The sequence below is a fragment of the Shewanella sp. BF02_Schw genome, from assembly GCF_014596695.2.
GTDB lineage: Bacteria > Pseudomonadota > Gammaproteobacteria > Enterobacterales > Shewanellaceae > Shewanella.
This window is the reverse complement of the sequence record NZ_JABKAW020000001.1, coordinates 600,810-617,341: the sequence shown is the minus strand read 5'-3', so window position 1 is coordinate 617,341 and position 16,532 is coordinate 600,810. Positions and strand designations below refer to the sequence as shown.

Sequence of the window (16,532 nt, the reverse complement as noted above, 5' to 3'; positions counted from 1 at the left end):
ATTATTGCTATAGGTTACCTGCTTAAGCATAATAATCTATAGCTGAATGTAAACTCCTTGATGGATTTGTCATCAAGCTGACCTCTTGTGCTGAAATTTCGTCCAACTGACTGTCTCCCCCACCTTGATTAGATGATTGTTCATGCTGTTGTTCACTACCACCATCACCTTGGGACACTTGGCTGTCTGTCAGTTGCAATCCTTCTTGAGCCAGCATATCGCGTAATCGAGGCATAGCTTGTTCAACTATATCGCGGGTTTGCGACTGCGCTACATGAAACTGTACTTGAGTTTGATCGCCCTGAATTTGAATTTTAACCGTTAAATGTCCAAGTTCTGGTGGATCAAGACGAATTTCAGCTTGTTGAATACCATTACTGACCATGGTTATTAACTGCTGTTTCATTACAGGAGAAAAACGCTGGATCATCTCTTGCATCTGAGCACCAGGCTCTCCCTGTGGTCTTAACGATAGCTGAAATTGTGGAACATCACTTTTATGGACCGAGGTAAAGCTACTCTGATTTTGTAACGCCTTACTGTCAGTGTCACCGATGTCAGCCAGAGTATCTAATCCAAAACTAGTTTGATTTACAGCGGTTGAAGGATCACCGGAGGCGCGTTTTGCCGCTAAGGAATCTAGGACCACCGAAAAATCAGCTTTTGCTAGTACTTTGGCATTATCAGTGTCTAATTGGATGTTGCCATCAATACGAGTTTTGTCACCTAAAATGGTCTCAGGGTCAATTGTCATCGCTGATGTAGCTGCAGTTAACGCTGCAGAACGGCTAACGCCAGAAGCAACAGTTTTATCGACTTTAGCGGTTGCTAAACTCTGGTTTGTCGCACTAACTTGGCCTTGAACAGCTACACTTGTGGCAACTGATTTATCAATTTGGCTCTGTTCTTCACTATTAAGCACACTATCAGGCGATTCATTACTGCTAGTCATAACCTGTGCTTGTAAATTGAAGTCACTAAGTAATTTGCTTAAATCTTGATTGTCTAGAGCTTGTAAATCTTGTGCAGATAAATCAGCAAATGCCATTAAGTTGTCGAGTTCTTCTGGACTAAGCTGAGAAAGAACATCTTTAATAGAAGAAACATCAGCTTCAAGCTCAAGAAGATCTACATCTACGGTATTGCTTTTAGGTTCTGTGGAAACTGCTGCGTCAAAATAAACGTCGGATTTATCGACATGCGGCAATTCATTTCCGCCAGAGGAATGACGTTTATTAAATAAATCTGCCATATTAAGTTGAGCAAAAATCAATTCCGCATCAGCATTTTCTTCGGTAGACAACTCGTTTGCTAAGGCAACACTGGTTTTGTCTACTTCAGCATCCATTGACACCTGCGCTGTATTACCACTGCGCCGTATAACAAGATCGGATTCACTCGCCTGATTGAAAGCAGATAAGAATGATGTATTTTCAACATCTTGTACATTCCCCTTCGTACTCACATCGGCAGATTTACTGCTACTGCCAAGTAAGATATTGCTCATCTGCTGCATAATCTACTCCACTCAATCAAACAAGGTTAAGTTATTGGTCATCTAAAAAATTGCTCAGTATTCAAACCTTATGCGTCATATAACGGTTTATTTCGCTATATCAATAAGGTCATCATGAAAACCTTATAAATAGGAATTCACTGTCGCTTCGCTGACGATTTTCATTTCAATTATTGATATTAAGCAATTTAAATGCCAATACTCATTAACTGGTTAATTTTTCGGTGGATTAAATAAACAAAAAGAGTAATGAAAAAAGTTAACCGTAAAACGATATTAGGACTAGAGAGTCATTTGGCAGGTAGTGTTATTTAAGATTTCGGCGAAAATATTGCTGCATAGCAAATTCATCCGACATTTTTTGTTCGCGCTTAGCTTCTATCACCATCGCTTTAGTTGCTTTTTGGCTTAATAGCATCTCTACCGCTTTGCGTTTTTGTTGTTTTTCTTGCCAATGAATTTGACGATAACCGACTTGTTTTTCAGCATCTTTAACCGCGGCAACTTGCTGGGTAATAGCGCTATCGACTTGACGAATAAATTGATGAAATTGATGGTATTGGTTAGCACGCAATGTAGTCCCTGTATGCCCTTCCATCTGTTTCATATAATCTAAACGATAGTTGTTTAGCGCGTCCAACTGCCCCTGGCGTTTTTGTTTTTCAAATTGCGCAGACTTAAGCTGTAATGCCGCTTGGTCTTCTGCTGCGGTGGCTAACTTCAATACCGTCAGTAGTGGGTCAGTTCGAGTCATTGATATTATCCCTGACACTGTGCGGCAATTTGAGTCAACATGACTCGGCTTTCTTCAAACGTCACCGGGTCTTTAAACCCCTGCCGCAAAAAGGCATTCATTGCAGGTTGTAAGCGTATGGCATTATCAATCCTAGGATCGCTGCCTTGTGAGTAGGCCCCAATTGAAATCAGATCGCGATTTTGCTGATACAGCGAATACATCTGTTTAACTTTACGCATCGCTTCTAAATGTTCTTCACTGATCACCATTGGCGCGACACGGCTAATCGATGCTTCTACATCAATAGCGGGATAATGGCCCGAATCAGCAAGCTGACGAGATAATACAATATGGCCATCTAAAATTGCTCGAGAAGCATCGGCGATAGGATCTTGTTGGTCGTCACCTTCGGTTAATACCGTATAAAAAGCGGTAATTGAACCTTGTCCAGCACCGCCATTACCCGCTCGCTCGACCAGACGCGGTAACTTAGCGAATACTGAAGGTGGATAGCCTTTGGTTGCAGGTGGCTCACCGACAGCAAGAGCGACTTCTCGTTGTGCTTGTGCGTAACGCGTTAAACTGTCCATCAGCAATAGTACATCGTAACCTAAATCTCTAAAATACTCGGCGATACGCGTGGACGTTTCACAGGCTCGTAAGCGCATTAACGGGGACGTATCCGCTGGTGCAGCCACAACGACTGAGCGCGCACGGCCTTCTTTACCTAAAATTTCTTCGATAAACTCTTTAACTTCACGACCACGCTCGCCCACTAACCCCACCACAATAATGTCGGCTTTCGATCCTCGAGTCATCATGCCAAGTAGCACACTTTTACCCACACCGGAACCCGCAAACAAGCCCATTCGCTGCCCTTTGCCAACCGTTAACATCGAGTTGATGGCACGAACGCCGACATCTAACGGCTCAGTAATCGCTCGTCGAGATAATGGATTAATATAAGGACCATGACGCGATGCATGTTGATCTGTATTAAGCGGGCCTAAACCATCTAACGGCACGCCGCTACCGTCTAATACTCTGCCTAATAATGACAAGCCTACATTTAATCCTGATTGTTCACCTAAAGGCTTTACACGGGCACCAGGTAAAACGCCTCTGAGCTCTTCAATAGGCATTAAATACAGTAATTTGTCATCAAAGCCGACAACCTCAGCAACCAACTCGCCAACCATGGTTTCAATAGAGCATAAACTACCAACAGGCGCGCGGCATCCAGTCGCTTCAAGCGTTAAACCAACTACCCTAACTAACTGGCCGCTTGCAACTGGTCGCAGCGGTAACACGTGTTTATGATGTACAGCGAATTTGTTCAGTAGTTTATGTTGACGAGTGCTCATCGGTATTTCCTTGAGATAGGTCTTTCGTCTGTTGCTGAGCGTCTGCGACTTTACCAGCTGTTGAGGTATCGGCTTGTGCATTTGAATTAAGAGGCGCACTTGTATTGAACTTCGTGCTTGTATCGAGAGTTACACCGGCATCAGAATCAACAACATCAGAGTCTTCAGCGTCGATTGACGCTGCCGAAGAAGTATCAACGTGTTGCTCTAATGTTTCAGTAACGGTATTAGCGCCCATCTCTGCGCCAGACTCTTCGACATCACCTTGGCCAATCTCGTCTCTATCGGTGTCTTCTGTATTATCGGTTGTGCCAGCAAGTTCAGCTGCTTGCTGATGTTCACTAAAATTATCGACTGCTGTGGTTTGATATTGTGGATGAGTTGATTTTTGTTGCTGCACATTTTTAGCTAACTGATTCGACTGGGCGTCTAATTCACTAAACACTTGGTTAATACGCTGCTCTACCCGTAAATCGACAGCAGAACGAACGCTTTCAATCATACAGTCACCATTAGATAACGTCGGATCGATATCGATTTGCCACTGATTTTTTTGCAGTTGCTCGGCACTGTAACATTGGTTTACGAGTTCAGCATCAGCCTGATTAAAGCGTAGTTTAACCAACTGTTCTTTTAATGGAAGTGCGTCAACGCCTTGGCGTAGCGCCGATAATATATGCTCTGGATAAGTCTTAAGCTCATGGCCGATAACCGATTTGGCTAAACTGATTGTCATGGCCAACAATTCCGCTTCAATTTCATTATCTAAAATGGATAATGGCAACTCGAATTGGGAAATAATGTGGTTAAGTTGTGCTATAAGCTCATTGGCTTTAATTTGCCCAGCGTCTAATCCTTGTTGCTCGCCTTGAGTAAAACCTTGTTGATGACCTTGCTCTAGTCCTTCTAAACGCCCTTGCTCTAATCCTTGTTGATGACCGTTTTGCTTACCCTGTTCAAACCCTTCTTGCTCAGCTGCAGCACGAATCTCTTCAATTTGCGCCATCGTCGGTGGCGCCATAGACTTCTCAGCCCCAGTAACAGGACTAGGTGTGTGAGCTTCAGCGAAATGTCCAAAAAAATTTGAAGGTTCTAGACTGCTATCTTTGGTAATATCAGGTAGCTGCCAATGACTAAATTCAGCCTCGCTATCGGTAGTGAGTGCATCTTTAGGCGGTTTTGATTCAGGCATAATTCATCACTTGTGTTGTTAAAAACATTGGCTCAAAACAAAAATATTAACAGTAGTACACAATATTAAGAGTACTACTAACAACCTAATAATACAGATAGCTGACAGATATCCAAATAGAAATACCCGCCAGTACTGTCACACTAATGAATATGCGCATGGTTACAAGAACTCGTCACCACCGCCGCCGCCTAGCATAATCTCACCACTGTCACTGAGTCGACGGGCAATAGACAGAATTTCTTTTTGTGCCACTTCAACTTCACTAATACGGATGGGGCCCATGGCTTCTAAGTCGTCACGGAGCAATTCAGCTGCACGTTTAGACATATTACCCAGAATTTTCTCTTTCAACGCTTCGTCCGCACCTTTGAGTGCTTTCATCAGCACATCTTGCTGTACTTCTCGTAACAATGCTTGAATACCGCGGTCGTCAACGTCAATGAGGTTTTCAAACACAAACATCATGTCTTGTATTTGCTGCGCCATTTCTTCATCTGACTCACGCATGGTTTCCATGATTTGACTCTCAACACCGGTATCGAGGTAGTTCATGATATTAGCAGCCGCTTTTAGGCCACCCATTTTAGCCGCTTGCTCACCGCCTTGACCCGCAAATTGTTTTTCCATAATGTCGTTTAATTCTTGCAATGCCGCAGGCTGAACTTCTTCAAGATTGGCAATACGCATCATCAAATCTAAACGGGTATTTTCAGGGAACTGACTAAAAATTTCAGCAGCTTGATCGGGTTCTAAATACGATAATACAATTGTTTGAATCTGCGGATGTTCATTTTGAATAATGGTGGCCACTTGACGTGCATCCATCCATTTTAATGAATCCAGACCTTTAGCTCCGCTGCCCATGATAATTTGTTCAATTAAATTACCGGCTTTATCTTCACCCAATGCTGCAGTTAACGCTTTACGGACGAATTCTTCACTGTTAAAACCAATAGAAGAAAACTTTTGAATATCGTCTAAAAATAATTGGTGAACGCCAATGACCTTTTCTTGACCAAAGTCATCCATTGCTGCCATCGCCATACCCACTTTTTGCACTTGCTTAGGCTCTAAGTGTTTTAAAATTGACGCCGCATCTGCTTCACTCAAGCTGAGCAGTAAAATAGCCGTTTTTTCAACACCAGTAATTAACTCGGGGTCAAATGCTGTTGATTTCTCTGCTTTAGCTGCTTTATCTTTTTTTTCATTAGCCATTGTCTTGTAACCAGTTTTTAATCACTTGAGTGGAAAGTTCGGGCTCATTTGCCACTAACGCTCTAATTGCTTTAATCATATCATCATCTTTATGTAAATTAGGTATTTGAATTGACCCATCATCAGCATAACTGTATTCCGCCTCTTTGGTATTAAGCATACCTAAGGTATCTGCTGCATACTGATCTTCAATTTCAGCTAACTCATGTCCTGGACGAATATCGTCAGGCATGTTGATGCCATTGGGATTGGTTAGCTTCTTAAGCATAGGTCTCACTACGGCTAGAATGAGCACTAAAATAACAATTGCACCTAATGCCAATTTAATTGCGCGCCAGAACCAAGGCTGCTCCCACATATCTGGCTCAGGTAGCACTTCAATTAACTGGTCCATAAACGGCACCGTTACCACTTCTAGTGCATCACCACGCTGGGTACTAAAACCTACCGCGCCTTCTAATAAGCGGCGAATATTAGTTAATTCTTGTTCTGTTCTCGGCACGCGAGTGACTTGGCCGTTCTCATCGACTTGGCCAGGTTTAAAATTAATCGCAACAGACACACTAACACGACGAACCACCCCAATTTGTTGACGAGTATGGCTGATGGTAGTGTCTAATTCATAATTACGCGTGGCTTCTTTTGATGAGTCACCAGACATGGTTGAGGTTGTTGCTTCACCTGCCACTTGCGGAATATCAGATTCCATCGGCGGTTGATTGCTTAGCGCACCAGGAATACCGCCAGAGTTTTGACCAGACGAATTTCTCTCAATGATCATTTCACTGCGAATCGCCGGTAAATCAGGAGAGAAACGCTTCGCGGTTTGCTCTACTGCGGTAAAGTTCATATTCACATCGACTTGAGAAGTAAAATTCTCAGGTCCTAAAATTGGCATTAAGATTGATTCGATTTTTTTACGGTATTCAGCCTCTTGCTGTTGTACTAGCTCTTGCTCACGACGTGCTCTAGAAGACGCGCCATCTTGACTACCGGAATTGAGTAAGCGCCCATTTGAATCGGTTACCGTCACACGAGTAGGTTCAAGCCCTTGAACAGCAGAGCCTACGATATCAACAATGGCATCAATCTCTTCCTGGCCCAAACCACCACGACGCACATTAACGACCACTGTGGCACTGGGTTTAGATGCATTACGGGCAAAAACATTTTCTTTTGGTAATGCTAATATCACTTTCGCACGACTAATGCTTTTTAACTCTTCAATGGCTCTGGCTAGGTTTTGTTCTTGGCTTTGTTTTAAGCGTGCTTGTTCCATACGCTGACTGACACCAAAACCACTATCTTGGTTTAAGTAATCATTTGCTTGAGTACTACTTTGAATACCGGCACGGCTGAGCAGTAATTTAACTTCTTGATACTTATCTTCAGGCACTTTAACCACATCGACGTTAATTTGATAATCGATTTGGTTTTTATCAAGCACGTCTAAGACGAGAATCATCTCAGCGGTTTCCATTTTACCAAGTGGGCGATAATCAGGCTCTTGAGCCCACATCATCACAAAAACAGCCATAGCAAGGCATATTGCTAATGCCAGAATCATGATGACTTGACGCATCATATCTGCACCACCAACGCCACCAAGAAGTCCAGATTTGTTCTCTTGTTGGACACCGCCATCGGCTGTTGAACCCGAACCTACCATAATGTCTGTGCTCACAATACGTACCTGCTATATCTAATGTTGTTATGTTATTTAGTGCTCAAAACCGTCTGCGACTAAACAGGCATACTCATAATTTCTTTATAAGCATCGACGAGCTTATTACGTACTTGCACCGTTGCTTCAAAGGCAACGCCGGCTTTCTCACGCGCAATAACGGTATCAGACAACGTCACCGTGGTGTCGCCCATGTCTAAACGAGTCGCTAAGCTTGATGATGCTTGTTGCAGCTCATTGACGCTACCCACCGCTTGAGACAATAACTGACTGAAATCAGCACCCGTGGTGTTATTCACTTGCTGGGTAAGGTTAGGACGAATAGATGAACCAATAGAAGGGGCTATTTCGCCGCGAAGCGATTGCATTTCTTGCATTAATGGATTTGCGCTAATCTGCATGGTGTAACTCCCTTTCGTCGACTTTTTGACGACAACAATAACTGATATGGAGTTAAAGCAATTTAGATGCCAGTATTACAATTAGTAAAAGATTAGCCGATAAAAGAGGGAGAGAACACAAGCAGAAGCACAAGCAAAAGCAACCTCTCCATTAAATGCAACAGGTTACTCTTGCGTAGGTTAACGATAAAAAATAGACTTCAAATCATAACGTTAACGAACGAATTGCTGACAACATTTGCGTTAAGCAGGTAATTGAATACCCATATCACGCATTTTGGCCATTTTATAACGTAGCGTACGGGCGCTTATACCAAGCTTTTCAGCGACCATTTTTCGACTGCCCTGACATTGATTTAGAGTTTCTAAAATAATGACATGTTCCTGGGCTTTTAGTTCGTCACCTAAACCGTCAACTTCGGCTGGCTTATCCGCATCAACACATTCAGTTGCAACTAACTTCACATCGGCACAATCTAAAATAATGTCATTGACACCAATATCATCATTAACCCGTAATATCAGCGCTCGTTGAATAACATTATCTAACTCACGCACGTTACCGGGCCAACGATGAGTTAATAAACGTCGAGTGGCAGCATCATCAAGCTTAGGTACCGAAGCCATATTAAATGCTTTAGCATGCTTAATCAGTAAATGCCGTGCCAGCGGTAAAATATCTGCAGGACGTTGATGCAGTGCAGGCCACGTTAACGGAAACACATTAATTCGATAGTATAAATCTTCCCTAAACTCACCCGATGTTGCCATCGCTTTTAAATCTCTGTTTGAGGTTGCCAACACTCGAACATCAAGTTTAATGGTTTTGCGGCCACCTAAACGCTCTACTTCGCGCTCTTGTAATACCCTGAGCAATTTAGCTTGTAAGCCAAGTTCCATCTCAGATATTTCATCCAGTAATATTGTGCCGCCTTGAGCTTGTTCAAACTTACCTGGACAGGCTTGATAAGCGCCCGTAAATGCGCCCTTTTCGTAACCAAATAAAGTGGCTTCTAACATATTTTCAGGTATTGCGGCGCAGTTAATCGCAATAAACGGCTGATCATGGCGTTGGCTATGTTGGTGAATATAGCGCGCTAACACTTCTTTACCTGAGCCACTAGGACCCATAATCATTACCGATGCATCAGATACTGCTACCCGTTGAGCCAACGACAACAGCGCTAGACTTTTCTCATCTGCTACCACGGGTTTATCATGATTTTGTTTTAAAGGTAAATAGCGTGACACCTGATTCAACAACACTTCAGGCGCAAACGGTTTAGCAAGATAATCCACCGCACCTAATTTCATCGCACTCACGGCACTGTTAATGGTGGCATAAGCGGTCATTAACAATACTGGCAATTTAGGTTGGTTTTGTTGTAAATAGCTTAACAAGCCCATGCCACCAATACCGTCCATTTGTACATCGCTAATCACCAAATCAAATTGGTTAGCTTTTAGGGCCAAAATAGCCTCTTCAGCGCTACCTACATCAATACAGTCATAGTGGGCAAGCATTAGGGTATCAAGCAATGCCTCACGTAAATCAGCATCATCTTCAACTAATAGAATATTTGCTTCAGCCACGCTTCACCTCCTGATCACTTGCTTTGTTAATGTGTGGAAAGCTCAACCTAATATGGCAACCCATACCCGGCTTACACGACAATTGAATTTGTCCACCATGGTTACGCACTACCGACTGTACAACCGCTAAGCCCAAACCAGTACCTTGGCTTTTAGTGGTAAAAAAGGGTTCAAGAATTTGTTGTTGCATTGACGGCTCGAGCCCTTTGCCATTGTCGATGACATCTAACAATAGCCCATCAGGTGTCTCGCTGGCACTGACCTTTATTTTTGTGGCGCCCGCTTCAATGCTATTCATCACTAGATTATTAACGGCAGAACTAAGTGCATTAGCATTGGCAAGCATCAAAGAATGTGAAGTATCTTCAACAACAAGCTGGCAATGTTTTTTATCGGCAATCGGTTCGCAGCTAGCCATCACTTGGTTAATGATTTCATCCATTGAGACTGATTCAGCCATCCCATCTTGACGTCCCCTTGCCATTAGCAACATGTCATTAACTTGACGTTCTAGCTCATTAAGCCGGTCGACCAATTTAGATTGAAACTTAGACCTGGCAGAATCAGATAATTTAGGGCTAGCAAGATTAGAGGCATACAGCAAAGCTGCCGACAATGGGGTGCGCACCTGATGTGCTAATGTCGCCACCATTTTGCCTAATGCCGATAAACGTTGTAAATGAGACAAGTTTTTCTGCAATAAACGGGTTTCAGTGAGATCGGTTAACACAATCAACTGCCCAGGTTCAGGCGCTAATGGCGTAATAGCCAATTTTACTCGTCGACCATTTTTAAGCGACACTTCATGGCCGTCATCATCTTGTGGGGCAAAAGCACGATGAATAATATCAAACCAACGGGCCCCCTGCAGAGGTCGTCCTAAGAGTTCGGTTGCAACTGGGTTGGCTAACGTAACCACACCGTCACCATCAAGGATCACCACACCAGATGGCATGGCTTGAAGAATATGCGCCATTTGATTAGACATATTGGCGGCCTTACTAGAATAAGAACTGATAACCGCAGTGGTTACGTTAGTGGCTGAGTTAGTAGTTGAGCTGGTTGTTGAGTTCACATTACGCTGCTGAACTAAATTCGCCGCAACAGCTGGCGATTTCGCCTCTATATCAGTTGTAGTGATAGACGAAGCTGACGCAGATAACTCATAATCTGAATGATCGGTATGTGTTAACGCTCGTGCTAAATACATGGTCGCTCCGTCAAAATAATAACATTTGATTAGCTGAATGCATTTACTGTGCCAAGCAAAAATCTAGGTGCTAGGTTCTGCGTTCTAAAATCTAAGCAACACCTGGATCCCCGATTAAAGCATTCGAGGATGACGTGCGGGTGGTGCAACATCTAGGTACTGGGTTCTGGGTTCTGGGTTCTGCGTTCTAAAATCTAAGCAACACCTGGGTCCCCGATTAAAGCATTCGAGGATGACGTGCGGGTGGTGCAACATCTGGATACTGGGGTACTGGAGTACTGGATTCGGGATTCTGCGCTCTAAAATCTAAGCAACACCTGGGTCCCCGATTAAAGCATTCGAGGATGACGTGCAGGTAGTGCAACATCTAGGCACTGGGGTTCTGGATTCGGAGTACTGGGCTCGGGGTTCTGGGTTCTGGGTTCTGCGCTCTAAAATCTAAGCAACACCTGGATCCCCGATTAAAGCATTCGAGGATGACGTGCGGGTGGTGCAACATCTGGATTCGGGGTTCAATAAACGAAAAACACATCCGAAGATGTGTTTTATTAAATCATTGCAAAAGCAATAACAAAGCAAATGTTAATCTTTACTCAAACCATATTTACGCATTTTTTCAACTAATGTTGTACGGCGAATACCCAACATTTCAGCGGCTCTTGCCACCACACTGTCTTGCTGCTCAAGTGCTTGACGGATCATGTCGATCTCTAATTCTGCCAGTAAGTCTTTTAAATTGACCCCTTCAGGCGGTAATTCACTTGGGAAACGCGTTTCAGGTATTTCAACCGGTTCTTCATCACTGAATATTGATGCTAAAGCATCGCGCTCTAACTGCTCTTCACTGATTTCAACACAATACTCTGGTACATCAATGTAACGGTATTTATGCGGTAAATCATTTACATCAACCAATCCGCCGGGATATAAAATAGTTAAGCGTTCAACTAAATTAGACAGCTCACGCACGTTACCAGACCAGGGATGTTCTTTTAACGATTCAATAGCGCGTTGGGTAAAACGAACCTTACCACGGCCTTCATTAAACACTCGGTTAACTAATTCATGTAGTAATAACGGCACATCGTCACGACGCTCACTTAATCCTGGCATCTCAATTGGGAACACATTGAGTCGATAATATAAATCTTCACGAAATGTGTTATCTACAATCATGGTTTCAAGGTCGCGATGCGTTGCGGCAACGATACGCACATCGGTAGCAATTGTTTTACTGCCACCAACACGCTCAAATACCTTTTCTTGCAACACACGTAACAACTTAACTTGCATTTGCAGCGGCATATCGCCAATTTCATCTAAAAATAGCGTGCCACCTTCTGCCAATTCAAAACGGCCTTTACGAGATGATATCGCCCCAGTGAAAGAGCCTTTTTCATGGCCAAACAATTCACTTTCAAGTAACTCAGCAGGTATTGCACCACAATTGACCGGGATAAACGGTCCATCACGACGCTCAGATAAATAATGAATATTACGCGCGACCACTTCTTTACCGGTTCCCGATTGACCCAATACTAATACTGTCGCATCCGAACTTGATACTTGGTTAATCAAATGGCGGACTTTAGCAATACCTTCGCTGCGCCCAACAAGGCTGCGGAATAACTTGGTTTGATTGCCACTGGTTAAGGTATGTTCGCGTTTAGCTTGGCCAAAAACTTGGCAAAAATGCAGCAGTTCAGTCAATTGCGGATAATTTATCGGCTCTTCGATGGTTCCGAGCAAATTAGATAAATTGATGTCGGTATCGCCTAATAACAACATCGGTTGCCAGGGCACTATCGCGGCAATGTTTTTGATACTCTCGACACTGATATTTTCATCAACGATGACAACGGCGCGATACCGAGACTGTTCGATTAAGGCTGCAAAAGATTCATTAGAAACTATTTCACACTGTTCACCTAGGAATTCCAAAATGCAGCACAAACGAGTCACGCGCTCTGATGGGGTACCGACAATTAAAATTCTTTGTTCTATTTGCATCATTCAGAAGGCCAAAAGCTCTTGTTATAGGTATTGATTCGGGATGATTATGCCGCATATCGCCACATAAACCAAAGTACATTGCCGTCATAACAACTGACAACACTGACATTATTCTAGCATTATTCCTAAAACAGGATCGTTAATCCGCTACATACAGTGAATAAAAACGAACTCGATGGTAAATAACCTCAGCTAGGGATAATAAATGGTTATCAAACAGCCCTTTGTCTCGCTAACTGTGTTGCATTGACTTGCAATAGGCTAGCTATTGGCGCGCCTATTCGCCTTGTTAGCAAAACAAATGACAAGTTTGATATGAAATAGGCCGCATGTTGTCATTTTGCCTTACATAACCCACATCTTAACCCGAGTTGAGGTTAAATATTGTATTATCAGCCCACTATAAGCAAGCATCAGTTACATATTATCTACAACAGATAGCATTTTATGTTGAAAATGGTGGTTTTTCATTCAAAAAATCTAATGGAGCAAATTTTGTTTCGGTTATGAGGATCATTTCGGTTATGAGAATCAATACACTCGCAAGAAACGCTCTCTCACGGAAAATAGATGATGCTAATGAATTAGCTTAAATTAAGTATTTGAAATGGATACATGAATTGCAGGTAATAAAATTATTTACAGGCTCAAAAACTAAACCAGATAGCAAAAAAGACGCTAAGCGTCTTTTTTAGTTTACATACAGTATGCTGTAACGATTAAGCGGGTTCGGAGGTTAACTCGTGCATATCTTGCGGAATTGCATCCCAACCTTCTTTAATGGTTTTTAAAATCGACACCACATCATCAATCGCTTGTGGGTCGTTATTGATGTTAGCTTCAGACAGTCTGCGTAACATATAGTCGTATAACTGGTTTAAATTACCAGCCACTTCTGCACCGGCATCCATGTTTAAACTGCCATTCAAACCATTAATAATGCCCATCGTTTTACCGATTAATACACCGCGATTTGTTATATCACCGTTTGCAATGGCGAGTTTTGCTTGAACCAGGCGCTCTAGTGCACCCGCTAATAACATTTGAATAATACGATGTGGTGTTGCCACAGCCAGATTACTGTCAACTGAAACCTTACGATATGATTGCATTGAACCGCGCATATTTACACCTACCTATTTGAATCGATTACTTTATATACATTAATTTGGCGTTTTGTGGTATTGCCTGCCTGTAATAACGTTTGCCTAAAATCCATAATTTTTTGGCTTTGTTTTATGAGTGTCTGAGTTAAATCATACTGCTGTTCGAGTATCTCTCTGTCAGTAAAATTAGTATCAGCTACCAAGGCATGTAATAAACTTTGACGCATCTCAATAAGTGATTGCAATTCTGATACCAGATCAGAAACAGCTTCATCTTCAGGCTTCGAATTTTCAATTTTATCAATAATATACATAAGCTTATTATTAACATCATTTATTCTATTCAGTGAGTATGTCAACCTAAGACCTCTTTAAATACCTTCAAAATTCATTTAACCAACCATGAGTCAAAAAAACGACATAGAAACTCAGTAACAGTTATTAACATTGAACCAAATACTCATAACGACCAACGACCCAAACTACTTAGTTATTATCTCTCACAACACCAGGTAACGAATCTATACGCGATTGTATGTCACCGGCCTGTGCATTTAAGCTTGCCACAACTAAATCCATCGCATTGAATTGAGTATACAAACGCGCACTATAGGCTTCCATGCGGGTATTTAATTGCTCACGGCTATCACCAAGACGGCTGAGTTGTTCATCCAGTGTAGTATCACGACTGTCCATGATGCCACCGGTTTTAACATAACCATCCATTAAAGTAGACATTTTACTCGCCAGCCCAGAATCCTCAGTACTGAACATCTCAGCAATAGCGCCTTTGTCGCTCGCAATCATTTCAGTTAACTTAGTCGAGTCAATTTCGAGCAAGCCTTTACTTGTGGTGGTTATACCCAAGTTAGCCAGCATTTGACTACCATCAGAAGTGCTGAATTGACTCGATAACATATTACGCATTTGACTTTGTATGCTTCGAGGTAACGAATCACCTTGTAAAATACCCGCTTTTTCAGTACTGGCATCATAACTGGTCAAACCTTGGATTGTGGTCATTACAGAATTATAAGCAGAAACAAAACCTTCAATCGCTGTTTTAGTTTTAGAGGTATCTTTACTTACGGTAAGTGTGGTGGTTTTATCAATATCTGCCGCAGTTAACTTCAACGAAACCCCAGTTATTCCCTCTTCAATTTCATTAGTTTGAGAAACCACTTTCACCCCATCTATATATGCAATGGCGCTCTTTGCAGCGGTTATCTCTGTCATTGAAAAGGTATCTGCTAAGCCGGAATTACCATCTGTGTCGGTTGCGGTAACGCTAATGGTATTTTCTTCACCAGAATTTTTTGAACCTAGCACTAATTGCGGCCCTAGCTCACCGTTAATAATAGTGGCGGTAACATCATTGTTATCATCTGAACTGTTAATTTTGTTCATGATTTCAGTTAAGGTATCTGTTGCTTCAACATCAATATTAAAACTATCGCCACTACCAACCACAATGGATAACGAGCCAGTACCAATGGTGGTAGCATTATCAGTTACTACAGCTGAACCGACTTTTTGGTTTTGGGCTAATTGCTCAACTTTTACTTGATAACTACCCGACACAGCGGTTTTATCAACGGTTGCAGTAAGGTACTCTTTTGTTGATGCGGCGACTTTTTGACTACTAAACGTCTCAGTTTTGGTCAGGGTGGTTAATTTGCTTTTAAATTCTGACATGGCACTTTTTAATGAGCCAATGCCAGAAATTTCTGCATTAATCTTACCTTCATTAACATCAAATCTGGCTATTTTACCTGCACTTTCAGCATTGACCAACGCAGTAACAATGCCGCCAATATCAAGACCAGAACCAATTCCAACTGATGTTAATCCCATAGTAACCTCTGCTTTTTATAACGTTAAAAACTAATTTACATAATACTGAATCAAAACGCTTACCAACTACCAAAAATCATAGCTAGACTTCAGTTTTCATCAACAGGCCAGTGACTTCATTTAATTTTTTGGCAATTTCTAAGGCTTCTTCATTGGGCATTTGCCTAATAAGCTCGCCAGTGCTGACATCAATCACTTTTACTACCTGAATGCCTAAATCTTCATCCACTTTAAAGGCTAAGCCTTTTTGCATCATGCTCATGCTTTCAGTAATGTCATTGACTGCTTTATTAAGCTCTTCTGCATCAACTCGAGTCGTTGCATTCACTTGCTCTGTGGTACGAACATTATCGACGCTTTTTTGAACATCTTCGGCAGATAAACCTACGTTAGCCGCATTAGGCCGACTATCAACCTGATTACCAACAGGCCGGCTAACTGAGTTAGCCAGGCTCTCTTTATGCGGGCTACTGTTTGATACTGTTACATTGACATCCATAATACACCTCAACTGACCTTATAAAACAAAGCAAATTTCACACCAGCTTTTTATTCTATCTTGATGATTTAACCATTTCGATAACTCGAACCATCAATTAGAGGTGAATGTTACTTTATTTGGTTTTTAAAACAGAAAAGGGAGTA

Annotated in this window: 14 protein-coding genes; all 14 read right to left on the bottom strand. The window is 42.2% G+C overall.

Features of this window, described 5'->3' with window-relative positions; genetic code table 11:
- Positions 1-22: 22 nt before the first annotated feature.
- Positions 23-1,516: a flagellar hook-length control protein FliK gene (locus HNW13_RS02900; RefSeq protein WP_192115336.1), complete on the bottom strand. Its 1,494-nt coding sequence runs from the start codon at positions 1,514-1,516 to the stop codon at positions 23-25.
- Positions 1,517-1,823: 307 nt separating this feature from the next.
- The gene (fliJ, locus tag HNW13_RS02895) at positions 1,824-2,270 is read right to left on the bottom strand and encodes a flagellar export protein FliJ (protein WP_011636660.1); all 447 of its coding nucleotides are present in this window, start codon (positions 2,268-2,270) and stop codon (positions 1,824-1,826) included.
- A gap of 5 nt (positions 2,271-2,275) precedes the next feature.
- Positions 2,276-3,616, bottom strand: coding sequence for a flagellar protein export ATPase FliI (gene fliI, locus HNW13_RS02890; protein ID WP_101085390.1), 1,341 nt, complete (start codon positions 3,614-3,616; stop codon positions 2,276-2,278).
- Complete coding sequence (gene fliH, locus HNW13_RS02885; protein WP_192115337.1) at positions 3,597-4,808, bottom strand: flagellar assembly protein FliH; 1,212 nt, start codon at positions 4,806-4,808, stop codon at positions 3,597-3,599. The genes fliI and fliH overlap by 20 nt, the downstream gene beginning before the upstream one ends.
- Before the next feature lie 162 nt (positions 4,809-4,970).
- A complete protein-coding gene (fliG, locus tag HNW13_RS02880) occupies positions 4,971-6,026 on the bottom strand; it encodes a flagellar motor switch protein FliG (protein WP_192115338.1) in 1,056 nt (351 codons plus the stop codon).
- Positions 6,019-7,698 (bottom strand): flagellar basal-body MS-ring/collar protein FliF, encoded by a 1,680-nt coding sequence (gene fliF, locus HNW13_RS02875; protein ID WP_162024302.1) that lies wholly within the window; start codon positions 7,696-7,698, stop codon positions 6,019-6,021. The genes fliG and fliF overlap by 8 nt, the downstream gene beginning before the upstream one ends.
- 71 nt (positions 7,699-7,769) lie before the next feature.
- Complete coding sequence (fliE, locus tag HNW13_RS02870) at positions 7,770-8,111, bottom strand: flagellar hook-basal body complex protein FliE (protein WP_101085397.1); 342 nt, start codon at positions 8,109-8,111, stop codon at positions 7,770-7,772.
- A gap of 243 nt (positions 8,112-8,354) precedes the next feature.
- Positions 8,355-9,704: a sigma-54 dependent transcriptional regulator gene (locus HNW13_RS02865; RefSeq protein WP_192115339.1), complete on the bottom strand. Its 1,350-nt coding sequence runs from the start codon at positions 9,702-9,704 to the stop codon at positions 8,355-8,357.
- Positions 9,697-10,914, bottom strand: a complete 1,218-nt coding sequence (locus tag HNW13_RS02860) for a HAMP domain-containing sensor histidine kinase (protein WP_279575194.1) — start codon at positions 10,912-10,914, stop codon at positions 9,697-9,699. Before HNW13_RS02860 ends, HNW13_RS02865 begins: the two co-directional genes overlap by 8 nt.
- Positions 10,915-11,496: 582 nt before the next feature.
- Positions 11,497-12,927, bottom strand: a complete 1,431-nt coding sequence (locus HNW13_RS02855; protein ID WP_192115340.1) for a sigma-54 dependent transcriptional regulator — start codon at positions 12,925-12,927, stop codon at positions 11,497-11,499.
- A gap of 719 nt (positions 12,928-13,646) precedes the next feature.
- A complete protein-coding gene (fliS, locus tag HNW13_RS02850; protein WP_192115341.1) occupies positions 13,647-14,051 on the bottom strand; it encodes a flagellar export chaperone FliS in 405 nt (134 codons plus the stop codon).
- 8 nt (positions 14,052-14,059) lie between these two features.
- Positions 14,060-14,392 carry a flagella biosynthesis chaperone for FliD, FliT gene (locus HNW13_RS02845; protein WP_243756160.1) on the bottom strand — a complete coding sequence of 111 codons (333 nt, stop codon included), beginning with the start codon at positions 14,390-14,392 and terminating at the stop codon, positions 14,060-14,062.
- 127 nt (positions 14,393-14,519) lie between these two features.
- The gene (gene fliD / locus HNW13_RS02840) at positions 14,520-15,887 is read right to left on the bottom strand and encodes a flagellar filament capping protein FliD (RefSeq protein ID WP_192115342.1); all 1,368 of its coding nucleotides are present in this window, start codon (positions 15,885-15,887) and stop codon (positions 14,520-14,522) included.
- Positions 15,888-15,969: 82 nt separating this feature from the next.
- Positions 15,970-16,386 carry a flagellar protein FlaG gene (locus tag HNW13_RS02835; RefSeq protein ID WP_192115343.1) on the bottom strand — a complete coding sequence of 139 codons (417 nt, stop codon included), beginning with the start codon at positions 16,384-16,386 and terminating at the stop codon, positions 15,970-15,972.
- Between the last annotated feature and the right edge of the window lie 146 nt (positions 16,387-16,532).

Coding starts and splice junctions, on each gene's coding strand:
- HNW13_RS02835 (WP_192115343.1), bottom strand. CDS start 16,386: ATGGATGTCAATGTAACAGTATCAAACAGTAGCCCGCATAAAGAGAGC.
- HNW13_RS02860 (WP_279575194.1), bottom strand. CDS start 10,914: ATGTATTTAGCACGAGCGTTAACACATACCGATCATTCAGATTATGAG.
- fliD (WP_192115342.1), bottom strand. CDS start 15,887: ATGGGATTAACATCAGTTGGAATTGGTTCTGGTCTTGATATTGGCGGC.
- fliE (WP_101085397.1), bottom strand. CDS start 8,111: ATGCAGATTAGCGCAAATCCATTAATGCAAGAAATGCAATCGCTTCGC.
- fliI (WP_101085390.1), bottom strand. CDS start 3,616: ATGAGCACTCGTCAACATAAACTACTGAACAAATTCGCTGTACATCAT.
- HNW13_RS02855 (WP_192115340.1), bottom strand. CDS start 12,927: ATGATGCAAATAGAACAAAGAATTTTAATTGTCGGTACCCCATCAGAG.
- fliH (WP_192115337.1), bottom strand. CDS start 4,808: ATGCCTGAATCAAAACCGCCTAAAGATGCACTCACTACCGATAGCGAG.
- HNW13_RS02900 (WP_192115336.1), bottom strand. CDS start 1,516: ATGCAGCAGATGAGCAATATCTTACTTGGCAGTAGCAGTAAATCTGCC.
- fliJ (WP_011636660.1), bottom strand. CDS start 2,270: ATGACTCGAACTGACCCACTACTGACGGTATTGAAGTTAGCCACCGCA.
- fliG (WP_192115338.1), bottom strand. CDS start 6,026: ATGGCTAATGAAAAAAAAGATAAAGCAGCTAAAGCAGAGAAATCAACA.
- fliS (WP_192115341.1), bottom strand. CDS start 14,051: ATGCGCGGTTCAATGCAATCATATCGTAAGGTTTCAGTTGACAGTAAT.